Annotated in this window: 9 protein-coding genes and 1 pseudogene; 5 read left to right on the top strand and 5 right to left on the bottom strand. The window is 71.1% G+C overall.

What is annotated here, in order from left to right; genetic code table 11:
* Window positions 1–70: 70 nt before the first annotated feature.
* Entirely contained in the window at window positions 71–1,438 is a 1,368-nt protein-coding gene (locus MAA44156_RS14260) for an FAD-binding oxidoreductase (RefSeq protein WP_003878433.1), read from the bottom strand.
* Window positions 1,439–1,458: 20 nt separating this feature from the next.
* Window positions 1,459–2,706 carry a multidrug efflux MFS transporter Tap gene (gene tap, locus MAA44156_RS14255; protein WP_023879791.1) on the bottom strand — a complete coding sequence of 416 codons (1,248 nt, stop codon included), beginning with the start codon at window positions 2,704–2,706 and terminating at the stop codon, window positions 1,459–1,461.
* A 71-nt stretch (window positions 2,707–2,777) separates the two neighbouring features.
* On the opposite strand from tap, the gene MAA44156_RS14250 reads away from it, so the two are divergent.
* Genes MAA44156_RS14250 through MAA44156_RS14240 form a run of 3 tightly spaced genes read left to right on the top strand, consistent with a single transcriptional unit; the run spans window position 2,778 to window position 5,938 of the window.
* Window positions 2,778–3,605: a uracil-DNA glycosylase gene (locus tag MAA44156_RS14250; protein WP_011724119.1), complete on the top strand. Its 828-nt coding sequence runs from the start codon at window positions 2,778–2,780 to the stop codon at window positions 3,603–3,605.
* 6 nt (window positions 3,606–3,611) lie between these two features.
* Window positions 3,612–4,739, top strand: a complete 1,128-nt coding sequence (locus MAA44156_RS14245) for an FAD-binding protein (RefSeq protein ID WP_029248417.1) — start codon at window positions 3,612–3,614, stop codon at window positions 4,737–4,739.
* Between the two features lie 56 nt (window positions 4,740–4,795).
* The gene (locus MAA44156_RS14240; RefSeq protein WP_023879792.1) at window positions 4,796–5,938 is read left to right on the top strand and encodes an LLM class flavin-dependent oxidoreductase; all 1,143 of its coding nucleotides are present in this window, start codon (window positions 4,796–4,798) and stop codon (window positions 5,936–5,938) included.
* Here MAA44156_RS14240 and MAA44156_RS23735 read toward each other — a convergent pair.
* Together MAA44156_RS23735 and MAA44156_RS14225 are read right to left on the bottom strand one after the other, a co-directional pair.
* Window positions 5,841–9,754: pseudogene (locus MAA44156_RS23735) on the bottom strand (diguanylate cyclase domain-containing protein). The gene MAA44156_RS14240 and the pseudogene MAA44156_RS23735 sit on opposite strands and share 98 nt — an antisense overlap.
* Before the next feature lie 131 nt (window positions 9,755–9,885).
* Entirely contained in the window at window positions 9,886–10,320 is a 435-nt protein-coding gene (locus MAA44156_RS14225) for an HIT family protein (RefSeq protein WP_003875571.1), read from the bottom strand.
* 82 nt (window positions 10,321–10,402) lie between these two features.
* Here MAA44156_RS14225 and MAA44156_RS14220 point away from each other — a divergent pair, with 82 nt between their 5' ends.
* A complete protein-coding gene (locus MAA44156_RS14220) occupies window positions 10,403–11,788 on the top strand; it encodes an amidase (protein WP_009975643.1) in 1,386 nt (461 codons plus the stop codon).
* On the opposite strand, the gene MAA44156_RS14215 is transcribed toward MAA44156_RS14220, so the two are convergent.
* On the bottom strand, window positions 11,785–12,282 hold the full coding sequence (locus MAA44156_RS14215; protein WP_009975644.1) for a DNA-deoxyinosine glycosylase: 498 nt from the start codon (window positions 12,280–12,282) through the stop codon (window positions 11,785–11,787). The genes MAA44156_RS14220 and MAA44156_RS14215 overlap by 4 nt on opposite strands.
* Here MAA44156_RS14215 and MAA44156_RS14210 point away from each other — a divergent pair.
* Entirely contained in the window at window positions 12,281–13,438 is a 1,158-nt protein-coding gene (locus MAA44156_RS14210; RefSeq protein ID WP_009975646.1) for an adenylate/guanylate cyclase domain-containing protein, read from the top strand. The two genes, MAA44156_RS14215 and MAA44156_RS14210, sit on opposite strands and share 2 nt — an antisense overlap.
* Window positions 13,439–13,681 lie beyond the last annotated feature (243 nt).

Below are 13,681 nucleotides of genomic sequence, written 5' to 3'. Positions count from 1 at the left end.
CGCTGGCGTGACGCTCGGCGGGCGAAGCCACGCTGGCGTGACGCTCGGCGCCAACTTGGCAACAAACAGCTCAGATCCCCGAGCCGGGGTTCAAGATGCCCTGCGGGTCCAGCGCCTGCTTGATCCGCCGGTTGAGGTCCATCACCTCGGGCCCCAGGTAGCCGGCCAGCCAGGGCCGCTTCAGCCGGCCGACGCCGTGCTCGCCGGTGATGGTGCCGCCCAGGCCGACGGCCAGGTCCATGATCTCGCCGAACGCCAGGTGTGCGCGCTCGGTCATGTCGGCATCGGCGGGGTCGTAGACGATCAACGGGTGGGTGTTGCCGTCGCCGGCGTGGGCGATCACCGAGATCATCAGGTCGCGTTCGGCGGCGATGGCCGCGATCCCGGTGACCAGCCGGCCCAGCGCCGGAAGCGGCACCCCGACGTCTTCGAGCAGCAACGACCCCTTGGCCTCCACGGCCGGAATGCAGAACCGGCGGGCGACGACGAACGCCTCGCCCTCGTCCGGGTCGTCGGTCGAAAACACTTCCGTCGCAGCGTTTTCCGCGAACACCTTGGCCATGATCTCGGCGTCCTCGCTGCCGGCGCGGCCACGCTCGTCGGACCCGGCCACCAGCATCGCGGCCGCGCCGCGGTCCAGGTCCATCCGCAGGGTGTCCTCGACGGCGTTGATCGCGACGGAGTCCATGAACTCCAGCATCGACGGGCGCAGCCGCCCGGTGACGCCGAGCACAGCGCCGACCGCATCCTCGACCGTGGCGAAGCTGGCCACCACGACGCTGGAGGTGTTCTGCTTGGGCACCAGCCGCAGCGTCACCTCGGTGATGACGCCCAGGGTGCCCTCGCTGCCGACGAACAGCTTCGTCAACGACAGCCCCGCGACGTCCTTGAGCCGCGGCCCGCCGAGCCGAACGGCGGTGCCGTCGGCCAGCACCACCTGCATGCCCAGCACGTAGTCGGTGGTCACGCCGTACTTCACGCAGCACAGGCCGCCGGCGTTGGTGGCGATGTTGCCGCCGATGCTGCAGATCTCGAACGACGACGGGTCCGGCGGATACCACAGGCCGTGCTCGGCGGCCGCCTTCTTCACCTCGGCGTTGAACAGCCCCGGCTGGCAGACCGCCGTGCGGGTCACCGGGTCGACGGTGATGTCGCGCATCTTCTCCGTCGAGAGCACGATGCCGTTGTCCAGGGCGGTCGCACCGCCGGACAGGCCGCTGCCGGCCCCGCGGGTGACCACCGGGACGCCGTGCGCGCTCGCCCAGCGCAGCACGGTCTGCACCTCCTCGGTGCGCCGCGGCCGCACCACGGCCAGCGGTTTTCCGGCCGACGGGTCGAACGCGCGGTCCTGGCGGTAGCCCTCGGTCACCGTCGGGTCGGTGACCACAGTCCCGTCGGGCAGGTCGGCGATCAGGCTGGCCAAGGCTTCGGAGCTCACCGCCCGATCCTAAGCCCGCCTCACGCACCCGGGTCGTCGGCGAACTGCGGTGCCCGGTCCAGTTCGCGCAGCGACGGCAGGCCGCAGGCCACGACACCGATCGCCAGGATCGGCACCGCCAAGGTCAAAAAGGTGGCCTTCAGGCCGGCGGCGTCGGCCAGCGGGCCGGCGACCAACAGGCCCAGCGGCCCCGCCGCGTAGGTCAATCCGGCCATCACCCCGACCACCCGGCCCCGCAGGTGATGCGGCGCCCGGGTCTGCATGACGAAGTTGTAGATCGGCTGGATCGGGCCGTACACCACGCCGGTGACCGCGCACAGCCCCAGGATCACCGGCAACGGCGGCAGCACCGCGATACCGGCCGTCGTCGCCCCGAAGGTGAGCGTCGCCGTCAGCACCGCCGTCCGCCGCCGCAGCCGTGCTGACAGCACGGCATAGCCCAGCGCGCCCGCCACCCCGCCCAGCGCCAGCGCCATCAGCGCCCAACCCAACTGGGCCGGCTGGTGCTGATCGGCGAAATACTTGGGGAACAACACGCTTTCCATCGGCAGATACAGCGCGGTCACGGCCAGGTCGATCAGCCCCAGCGTGCGCAGCACCCGCAGGTTCCAGACGAACCGCACGCCCTCGGCGATGCCGGTCACCAGCCCGACCGGGCGGGTCGCCCGCGGCGGTTTGCCGGCACCTTCGAGCCGTAGCGCCCCAATTGCCAAGAAGGACAAGGCGAAACAACCCGCCGTCACCCACATCGTGTTGATGCCGCCCAGCGTGGCGATCAGCAAGCCGCCCAGCCCCGGGCCCACGATGAAAGCCAGATTCAGCATCGCCTCGTAGCTGCTGTTGGTGCGGTCCAGCGACCAGCCGGCCCGCGCGGCGGCCTCGGGCAGCATGGACTGGCGCGCCGTCATCCCGGCCGGGTCGAAAGCGGCCGCGCAGAAGGCCAATACGGCCAGCTCGGCGACGTCGATGGCCGCGGCGCCGAAGATCCAGGCGGTCAGCGGCACCGCCGTCACCGCCGCACCGGACAGCCAATCGCAGACCAGCGACACCCGGCGGCGCCCGAAGAAGTCGACCGCGGTGCCCGCGATCAATGTGGCGAGCACCAACGGCAGGGTCATGGCCGCGGCCACGATCGACGCGTCGGTGGCGCTGTGCCGGTGCTGCAACGCGAGCCACGGGAAAGCGACGATCGATATGCCGGTGCCCGCCGTCGCAAGCAGCGTTGCGAACAAGATCAAAAGGGCCGGGCCGCGGCTCGTGTCAGGCATGGGGATCGCGGGGAGAATGTAACCGCATACCCCGCGCGGCGGCCACTGAATTTCGCGGTGGCCGGCCGCGAATGCAGGATGTTGGTGTGCTCGAGCATCCGCGTACCGGCCAGGCGTTCGACTCGCCGGTGCCGGCCGGTAGCGGATGGCCGGGGGATCCGGCCACCCCGCAGACCCCGGTCGCCGCCGATGCCGATCAGGTGATCGCGTTGGCCCGCCACGCCGGCGCGATTCCCGAACTCGACGCGCTGGTCAGCGTGTGCCGGGCCTGCCCGCGGCTGGTCGAGTGGCGCGAGGAGGTCGCGGTGGTCAAACGCCGCGCCTTCGCCGACCAACCGTATTGGGGCCGGCCGGTGCCCAGCTGGGGATCGGCGCGGCCCCGGCTGCTGATCGTCGGGTTGGCGCCCGCCGCGCACGGCGCCAACCGGACCGGCCGGATGTTCACCGGCGACCGCTCGGGCGACCAGTTGTACGCGGCGCTGTACCGGGCCGGTCTGGTGAACCAGCCGACCAGTGTCGACGCGGCGGATGGGTTGCGCACCAAGCACATTCGCATCGTCGCGCCGGTGCACTGTGCCCCGCCGGCCAATGCCCCGACGCCCGTCGAGCGGGACACCTGCTGGCCCTGGCTGCAGGCCGAATGGCGGCTGATCTCCGAGCATGTCCGGGTGGTGGTGGCCCTGGGCGGCTTCGGCTGGCAGATCGCGCTGCGGCTACCGGGCGTGCCGGCCGCGCGCAAGCCCCGGTTCGGGCACGGCGTCGTCGCCGAGCTGGCGCCCGGTGTGCGGCTGCTCGGCTGCTACCACCCCAGCCAGCAGAACATGTTCACCGGTAGGTTGACACCAGCAATGCTCGACGACGTCTTCCGCGACGCAAAAGGACTGGCGGGGATCAAGTGAGTTGTCATGTCTGACGTGCTGGTGTCCGGTGCCAGCGTGGCCGGTACGGCGGCGGCCTTTTGGCTTGGGCGCCATGGCCATTCGGTGACCGTGGTGGAGCGCCATCGCGGGCCGCGGCCGGGTGGTCAGGCCATCGACGTGCGCGGGCCGGCGCTGGGCGTGCTGGAGCGCATGGGGCTGCTGGCCGCCGCGGCGAAGCGCAGGACCCAGATCCGGGGCTCCTCGGTCGTCGACCGGGACGGCAACGAGCTGTCCCGGGACACCGAAGCCGCGATTTCTGGCCCCACCGGCGGGCCGATCGAGGGCCCCGACATCGAGTTGTTGCGCGACGACTTGGTCGAATTGCTTTACGGCGCAAGCCAATGGACCGCCGAGTACCTGTTCGACGACACCATCACCGCGCTCGACGACCGGGGCGCGGCGGTCCGCGTCAGCTTCGAGCGCGCCGCCCCGCGCGATTTCGACCTGGTGATCGGCACGGACGGCCTGCACTCCAACGTGCGGCGCCTGGTGTTCGGGCCGGAAGACGAGTTCATCGAGCGGTTAGGCACGCACGCGGCGATCTTTACCGTGCCCCATTTCCTGGGCCTGGACTACTGGCAGATGTGGCACTACGGGGACTCCACCATGGCCGGGGTGTACAGCGCCCGCGACAACGCCGAGGCCCGGGCCATGCTGGGCTTCATGGACGCCGAGCTGCGCCTCGACTACCGCGACACCGAGGCGCAATTCGCCGAGCTGGAGCGGCGGATGGCCGGCGAGGGATGGGTGCGCCCGCAGCTGCTGGAGTACATGCGGACCGCGCCGGACTTCTACTTCGACGAAATGTCGCAGATCAAGATGGACCGCTGGTCGCGCGGCCGGGTGGCGCTGGTCGGCGACGCCGGGTACTGCTGCTCGCCGCTGTCCGGGCAGGGCACCAGCGTCGCGCTGCTGGGCGCCTACATCCTGGCCGGCGAGCTGAAGGCGGCCGGTGAGGACCATGAAGCCGGTTTCGCCAACTATCACCGCGAGTTCGCCGACTACGTCCAGCGCAACCAATGGCTGGTGGTGGACAACATCCCGGGCGGCGCGCCGATACCGCAGGAGGTGTTCGAGCGCATCGTCGCCTCGATCACGCTCAAGGACTACTGATCCTCGGGTGCCCGCGCGCCGGGAAGGTTTGCCGGCGCCGGCGCGTTGACGCCAGCGTGCGTCTTTCCGTCCTCGATCTCGTCCCGGTGCGCACCGACCAGACCACCGGCGACGCGCTGGCCGCCACCGTGGCGCTGGCGCAGGCCGCCGATCGGCTCGGTTTCACCCGCTACTGGGTAGCCGAGCACCACAACATGCCGTCGGTGGGCGCCACCAGCCCGCCGGTGCTGCTCGCGTACCTGGCCCCGCAGACCACCCGGCTGCGGCTCGGCTCGGGCGGGGTGATGCTGCCCAACCATGCGCCGCTGGCGGTGGCCGAGCAGTTCGCGCTGCTGGAGGCCGCCGCGCCGGGCCGGATCGACCTCGGCATCGGCCGGGCGCCCGGCTCCGATCCGGTCACCTCGTACGCGCTGCGCGGCGGCCGCGGCGACGAGGACATCCAGCGCTTCCCCGACTACCTCGACGACGTGGCGGCGTTGATGAGCGCGCGCGGCGTGGTGGTGCCGCTGCGCTCGGGGGACTACCGGCTCAGGGCCACCCCTGCCGCCGCCGGCGAGCCGCGGCTGTGGCTGCTGGGCTCGTCGATGTACTCCGCGCACCTGGCTGCCGCCAAGGGGTTGCCCTACGTGTTCGCCCATCACTTCTCCGGCAAGGGAACCGAGGAGGCGCTCGAGGTCTACCGGTCGCGGTTCCGGCCCAGCGCGCTGACGCCCGAGCCGCTCACCTTTTTGACGGTCAACGCCGTAGTGGCCGAAACCCGGGACGAGGCAACGGCTTTGATGCTGCCCAACCTGCAGATGATGGCGAAGCTTCGCACCGGGCAGCCGCTCGGGCCGGTGCCGCTGGTCGAGGAGGCCGAGCACGCCGAGCTCACCGCCGAGCAGCGGCGCATCGTGGACAGCGGGCTGCGGCGCGCGGTGTTGGGCGGCCCGGCCGAGGCCGCCGAGCAGGTTCGGGCGCTCGCCGAGCGGTTCGGTGTCGACGAGGTGATGGTGAATCCGGTGGCATCGGCCCGCCGCGGGACCGACCCCGCCACCGCGCCGGCCCGGGTCGCGACGCTGGAGTTGCTGGCCAAGGAGCTGTTCTGCCTCCCGGGCGAACTCACCCCCGGGACTGGCTGGGATCCGGCGCGTGGCTGGCGATCCAGGCCCGCAGCTCGTCGGGCGGCAGCGGCGGGGTGTGCACGAAGCCCTGGGTGATGTTGCAGCCGTAGCGTCGCAGCGCGTCCAAGGTGTCCTCGTTCTCGACGCCCTCGGCGACCAGGTCGGCGCCCAGGTTGTCCGCCAGCGCCACCGTGGACCGCACGATGGCGACCGAGCGTGCGTCGTGAGCCAGGCGCGCCACGAAAATGCGGTCCAGCTTCAACTCGTCGACCGAAACCTCCTGCAGGCGGGCCAGTGACGACCAGCCGGTGCCGTAGTCGTCGATCGAGATGCGAATTCCCAAGCGCTGCAACGCGGTCACGGTGTTGCGGGATCGCACCGAATCCACCAGCGCGCTCTCGGTGATCTCGAGGATGAGCGCGTCCGCGGGCAGGTCGTAGTTGGCGAGCAGTCTTTCCACGGTGCCGACGAGCTCGATGTCGAGCAGGTTGGTGGTGGACAGGTTGACCGCGACGGTGAGGCGCAGACCCTCTTCGCGCCAGGAGCGGACCTGTTGCAACGCCATGCTCAGCGTGCGGTTGGAGATCTTGCGCATCAACCCGGCGCGTTCGGCGACGGGCAGGAACTCCTCCGGCAGCAACGTCCCGCGGGTGGGATGCTGCCAGCGCAGCACGGCCTCGACGCTGTGGATGCTGCCGTCCCGCCCGTCGATCTTGGGCTGGTAGTGCAGTTTCAGCTCGTCGGTGTCGAACAACGCGGTGCGCAGTTCCTCGATGAGGTTGGTGTCGTTGTCGCGGTGGGCCTCGAACGCGGAGTCGTAGACCGCGATCTTGCTTCGCGCCGATTTGGCGTGCGCCAGCGCGGTTTCGGCGCGGCTCAACAGCTCCCGGGGATGGTCGCAGTGATCCGGACACAGCGCGATGGCGATGCGGCCGTCCACCTGGACGGTGATCGGATCCAGGGCGATCGGTTCGCTCAACGCCTCGAGCAGCCGGCCCGCCTGAGCGCTCGCGGCGGTGAGGTTGGCGCCGTCGGCCAGCAGCACGGCGAACTGGTCGTCGCCCACCCGGGCGAGCAGGTCGTCGCGACGGACGCTGCCGGCCAATCGATTCGCGATGTGGCACAGCAGCTCATCGCCGAATTGCCGGCCGATCGATTCGGTGATCTCGTGAAAGTCGCTCAGGCTCAACAACAACAGCGCGCGACGGGGGTTTGCCCGGCTCGGCATCGAACCGGCGCCGGGCGATGCCGAGGCGGGCAAACCCTGCAGGGCCGTCACCAGCTGGCGCCGGTTGGGCAGCGCGGTCAGCTCGTCGGTCATGGCGTGCCGGTCGTGGCTGTGCAGCAGGCTCACGTCGCGGAAGGTCAGCGAAAACCGCCCGGCTCCGACCACCAGGCTCAACGCCGCCAGGGTGGCGGCCGAACGCGAATGATGGGCCAGCACAATCACTCCCAGCGCCACAATGGTGGACGCCACCGGAGTGACATAGGGGCTGAAACGGCGTCGGGCCTGCGTCGCCGTGGCGGGCGGCGGCGCCCAGCTCGCCATCGCGATGAGCACCGACGACGCGGGCCAGCACACGTCCAGCAGGGAACCGACCCGATACGATCCGGCCGCCGTCTGGAACAGGTAGGCCCCATCGGCGACCGCGAACAAAACCAGCCCCGCCACCAGCAGCGCCCAGCGAATCTCGTTGCGCCAGCCCAAGATCGGCAGCATGCCGGCGGCCAGTGCCAGCAGCATCAGATCGCACCACGGGTAGGCCAGCCCCACCCACACCGTCTTCGGTGCGTGCACCGCCGCCTGGTGCAGTGGGCCCGCGGTCAGCGCCGCGGCCACCGCGGCCAACGTCAACGCGCACACCACCGAGTCGAGCTGGACCGCGATCGGCAGCCGCTTGAGCCGGGCCCGCATCAGCAGCAGCAATCCGGCGTAGACGAACGGGTAGTAGGCCAGATACTCCGGGTCGGCCACCGACGGTGAGCGCCCGTCGGGCACCCACACCGCGTACACGACGTCGCCCACCGCCGAGCACGCCATGCCGGCGGCGATCAGCGCCCACGCCCACCGGTCGGCCGGAATCCGGCAGGCGCGCAGCGCGATCAGCCCGGCGGCGACGGCGTTCAGCGCCGAATACAGCGCCGTCGCCGAGAAGATTCCGTGCCCGGCGTCCGGATGCGCGACGCTGGACACGCTGAAGGCGACCACCCCGATGGCCAGCATCCCGAGGGCGGCCCGAATACCCCGGGGGGCCGACGGGCGGCGTCATGCGGGGAGTGTGACGAGGTGGCCGCCGTTGCCACCTCGGGCGGCGCCGCCGGGGCGGCGCCGTTGCCCCCGGCGGCGACGGCGGCAACGGCGGTCGGTGCGGCCGAGCCGGGCGGCGGCGGGAACGCGTACGGCAGCGGCAGGTCCGGCATGAAGCTGCGAATGCATTGGCCCCCTTCGCGTTTGGCCGCATACATGGCCAGGTCGGCGTGCCGCAACAGCTGGTCGACGGTGCAGGTGGACGCGCCGGTGCACACCGTGAATCCGATGCTGGGCCGCACGGTGATCGGAATGCCGTCGATCAGGATGGCCCCGGTGAACGCCTCGAGGATGCGGTGCGCGGCCGCTTGGGATTCGTCGACGGAGGCCTCGATGACGGCCGCGAACTCGTCGCCGCCGAGCCGGGCGATGGTGCCGCTGTCGCCCAGCGCCGCGGTGAGCCGCTCGGCCACCCGGACCAGCAGCTCGTCGCCGGCGGGATGGCCCAGGGCGTCGTTGACCGCCTTGAAGTTGTCGAGGTCCAGGCACAGCACGGCGATGGGCGTGCCGTCGGGATGCCGGCGCGCGACGGCCTGTTCCAGCCGATGCACGAACAGCGCCCGGTTGGCCAGGCCGGTCAGGTTGTCGCGGAAGGCCTCCCGCGCGACCTCCGACAGCAGATTCTGGTTGTCGACCAGGACCACGAACTGCCGCGCCAGCACGGCGGCCACCAGGATTCCCAACGCGGCCAGCATGGGTTCGTGGATGGCTTTGCCCGCCGCGTGCCCCCACCCCACCGCGGCGGCCAGGATCAGCGGCAGGTAGGGCAGCCACAGCCGGGTCCGGAACTCGATCTCGTCCGGCGACCCCGGCGCCGGCTGCTCGTACACGCTGGCCAGCCCGGCCAGCGCCAAGGTGCCCACGCCGGCCACCCGGGCCAGGTCGCCGATGTCGTCGGTGTGGTAGCTGCCGATGCCGGCGTAGAAGACCATCGCGATGTCGGTGACGCTGATCGTGGCGATGCCACAGGCCAGCAGGCTGCGGCTGGGCCGGTCGCCGGGTCGCGCCCGGGACAGCATCAGGATGGCCGTGGTCATCAGCACGATGTCGTTGAAGACCTCGGCCAGCGTCGCCACCTGGGTGCCGGTGTGTTCGCGCAGCTGCGCCTCGACGACGAACACCCAGGAGATGACGAACAGCGACGTCGCGACGATGAGGCCGTCGAGCAGCAGCCGGCGGGGGCTGTGCCGGGACAGCTGGGATAGCAGCACCAACGACGTCATGGCGCCGACCGGGAACAGCAGCAAGACCATCTCGGCCGCCGCCGGGTGGGCGGCGTGTTCGAATTCGGGGCGGACGTCATAGACCGCCCAGATGATCTCGCCCACCGCCCAGCCGAGCAGCGCGGTCGTCAGCGCCAACCAGCCGTACCGGCGCCGTCCGGACGCGGCCCGGGCCGCCCGCGCGGCGCAGATCGCCGCGACGGCCAGGCACACGAACATGACGAGGTCGTCGACCGGCCGGGTGCCGTACGGGCCGCGCCACCCGCGGACGGACGAGAGCAGCACCAGCAGGGCGGCCGTGCCGTACCCGCCGGCCAGCAGCCAGCCCACGCGCGCGGGCACCCCCGACCGCCGCCACGGATTCACCGCCCAGCGCTTCATCGCCGCTCCAGCCATCCCCTAGCTGTGGTAATCGACCTCACCACGAGTTACAGGGAATTAAACCGCTGCCGACGTGCGCGGAGTGCGGCTTTGACAGGGTTGGGCGCGGCGTGCGGGCGGCCGAGGCGGGCTCAGTCCGGCTGATTGGCGTCGATGCGGGCCAGCGCCAGGCGCAGGATCTGGCCGGTGGCGTCGCGGTCGGGATCGCGGCGCAGCAGCATTCCCTTGGCCACCGACAGCTTGTCGCCGTTGCGGCGCGGCAGGACGTGCAGGTGGATGTGGAAGACCGTCTGGAAGGCGGCGCTGCCGTCGTTGATCGCGATGTTGGTGGCGTCGGCCAGCTCTGTGCTGCGGGCGGCCCGGGCGATGCGCTGGCCCAGGGTCACCATCCCGGCCAGCGTCTCCGGCGGGGTGTCGGTGAGGTCGACGCTGTGCCGCTTCGGCAGCACCAGCGTGTGGCCGCGGGTGAACGGGCGGATGTCGAGGATCGCCAGGTAGTCGTCGTCTTCGTAGATCCGGATGGCCGGAGCCTCCCCGGCGACGATCGCACAGAACACGCAAGACATGTCGCCCACGGTACTGGTTGGCCCGCGACCGCCTCGTCCCCGCCGGCGCCGGCCCGGCCGATCCGCGGGATACGCTGCGGCGGTGAACGATCTCGCCTTCGCCGGCGCGGCCGCACAAGCGCGCATGCTGGCCAACGGTGACCTGAGCGCGCCGGAGCTGCTCGAGGTCTACCTGGAGCGGATCGCGCGGCTGGACAGCCAGCTGCGCTGCTACCGCGTGGTGCTCGCCGACCGGGCCCGGCGCGATGCCGCGGCGGCGCAGTCCCGCCTGGACGCGGGCGAGCGGCTGCCGCTGCTCGGCGTGCCGGTCGCGATCAAGGACGACGTCGACGTCGCCGGGGAGGTGACCACCTTCGGCAGCGGCGGGCACGGACCCGCGGTCAGCTCCGACGCCGAGGTGGTGCGCCGGCTGCGCGCGGCCGGCGCCGTCATCATCGGCAAAACCAATGTGCCCGAGCTGATGATGATGCCCTACACCGAGTCGCTGACGTTCGGCGCGACGCGTAACCCTTGGGATCCGCGACGCACACCGGGTGGCAGCAGCGGCGGCAGCGCCGCGGCGGTGGCGGCTGGGCTGGCGCCGCTGGCGTTGGGATCCGACGGCGGCGGCTCGATCCGCATCCCGTCGACCTGGTGCGGCCTGTTCGGGCTGAAACCGCAACGGGATCGGGTGTCGCTGGAACCCCACGACGATGCCTGGTACGGCCTGAGCGTCAACGGCCCGATCGCGCGGACGGTGATCGACGCGGCCGTGTTCCTCGACGCGACCTCCACGGTGCCCGGTCCGGAGGGGGAGTTCGTCGCGGCGGCGACCCGCGAGCCCGGCCGGCTGCGAATCGCGTTGAGCACCAAGGTTCCCACCCCACTGCCGGTGCGGGTCGGCAAGCCGGAGCTGGCGGCGGTACAGCAGGCGGGTGCGTTGCTGCGCGATCTCGGCCACGACGTCGTCACGGCCGACCCCGAGTACCCGGCCGCGGCGATCCTGGGCAACTATCTGCCCCGCTATCTGCGCGGGATCTGCGACGACGCCGACTCGCTGGCCCATCCGGAGCGGCTGGAGGCACGCACCCGCAACATGGCCCGGATGGGCTCGTTCTTCTCGGACCGCCGGATGGCGGCCGTCCGGGCCGGCGAGGGCCCGCTGATCGCGCGGATTCAGGCGATCTTCGACGACGTCGACGTCGTGGTCACCCCCGGCACCGCGGCCGGCCCGTCCCGGGTGGGCGCCTATCAACGCCGCGGCGCGGTGTCCACACTGCTGCGGGTCGGGCAGTGCGTTCCCTACCAACAGATCTGGAATCTGACCGGCCAACCGGCCGCGGTGGTGCCGTGGGACTTCGACGCCGACGGCCTGCCGATGTCGGTCCAGCTGGTCGGGCGGCCCTACGACGAGGCGACCCTGTTGTCGCTGTCGGCGCAGATCGAGGCCGCGCGGCCGTGGGCCCTGCGCCGCCCACCGGTCTGCTAAGCGGAATTCCGCAGCACCGCCCAGGCCGCTAGTTTGGCGCCCGGCGCCATCACGTGCGCCGGACTGGTCGACGGCAGCCGTTGAAAGCAAACGTGATCGGGTGCCGTGGCCAGCCGACGGTACAGCTCGGCGGCCTTGGCCCCGTTGAAGTACACCCGGGTGATCCCGGGGTGTTCGGCGAAGAACTCGCCGAAATCGTTGACCACCAAGCTGTTTGGCTCGATCGCGGAGTCGGCGCTACCGGCCCGGCGGCACGCGTGCAGCACATCCCAGAGCGCGACCCGTTGGCGGCGCAGTTGCGCCAGCCGCCGTGGGTAGGGCGCGGCGGCGTCGAAGCCGAACAGCTCACCGGTGATCGACCAGAACGCGTTGCGCGGGTTGGCGTAATACTGGCCCGTCAGCAGCGATCGCGCGCTGGGGAACGAGCCCAGGATCAGCGTCCTGGCCCGCTCGTCGACGACCGGCGGAAAGCCCCGCAACAGCGGTGTGCTCATGACCTCACATGATGGCCTGCCCGCGTTGTACGTTGACGACGTGCACGACGGGGACGACCGGGACATCGAGGATCTGCTCGACGGTCTGCAGGGAACCGCGCGCACCGAACGCGCCGAACTGGTGCGGTGGCTGCTCGCACAGGGCATCACCGCCGAGGAGATCCGAACCACCAACCCGCCGCTGCTGCTGGCTACCCGGCACCTGGTCGGCGACGACGGCACCTACGTGTCGACCCGGGAGATCAGCGAGACCTACGGCATCGATATGGCGTTGCTGCAACGGGTGCAGCGCGCCATCGGCCTGGTCCGGGTGGACGATCCCGACGCCGCCGTGCACATGCGCGCCGACGGCGAGGCCGCCGCCTTCACCCAGCGGTTCGTCGACGTGGGCCTGGACCCCGACCAGGTGGTGCTGGTCGCGCAGGTGCTCGCCGAGGGTTTGTCCCGCGCGGCGGAGGTGATGCGGTACTCGGCGCTGTCGGCGATCATGCGCCCCGGCGCCACCGAGCTCGAAATCGCCAAGGCCTCAAAGGCTTTGGTCACCCAGATCGCGCCCCTGCTCGGCCCGATGATCCAGCAGATGCTGTTCATGCAGCTGCGCCACATGATGGAGACCGAGGCGGTCAACGCCGCGGAACGGGCGGCGGGCAAACCGCTGCCGGGCGCCCGCCAGATCACCGTCGCGTTCGCCGACCTGGTCGGCTTCACCCGCATCGGTGAGGCGGTCTCACCCGAAGAGCTGGGGCAGCTGGCCAACCGGCTGGCCATCCTCGCCCGGGACGTCACGGTTCCCCCGGTCCGCTTCGTCAAGACCATCGGCGACGCGGTGATGTTCGTCTGCCCCGAGCCGCGGCCGTTGCTCGATGTGGTGCTGAAGCTGGTGGAGGCCGTCGACACCGACAACGAGTTCCCCCGGTTGCGCGCGGGAGTGGCCTCCGGGACCGCGGTCAGCCGGGCCGGCGACTGGTTCGGCAGCCCGGTCAACGTGGCCAGCCGGGTCACCGCCGTGGCCCGGCCGGGCACGGTGCTGGTCGCCGATTCGGTCTGGGACGTCATCGGCGACAACGGCGAGTTCTCCGGCTCATTCGCCGGAGCGCGCCGGCTCAAGGGAATCAAGAACGAGGTCAAACTGTTTCGCGTCCGCCGCGGCGGCTGAGCGCCCGGCGCGGCAACCTGCGCACATGGGCAGGCCCGGCGCGACTCTAGGGGGCGTCTGACTCCGTCTTACGCGTGTCCTACGCGGCCGGATTCCTACCCCGTGTTCCGGCGCTTCGAATTGGTCGCTTTCCGGGCCTGCTTCGCTACTCAAAATACGCCGTCGAACAGCCCAGATCAACGGGTTCACCGGCCCCGGTATGCAGCGGTGACCGGGCCGTGACCGGCCGTCTTTCGCTGCGGG

The sequence above is a fragment of the Mycobacterium avium subsp. avium genome (assembly GCF_009741445.1).
GTDB lineage: Bacteria > Actinomycetota > Actinomycetes > Mycobacteriales > Mycobacteriaceae > Mycobacterium > Mycobacterium avium.
Note: the sequence above shows the minus strand (reverse complement) of the source record. Positions and strands in the feature narration are given on the sequence as shown.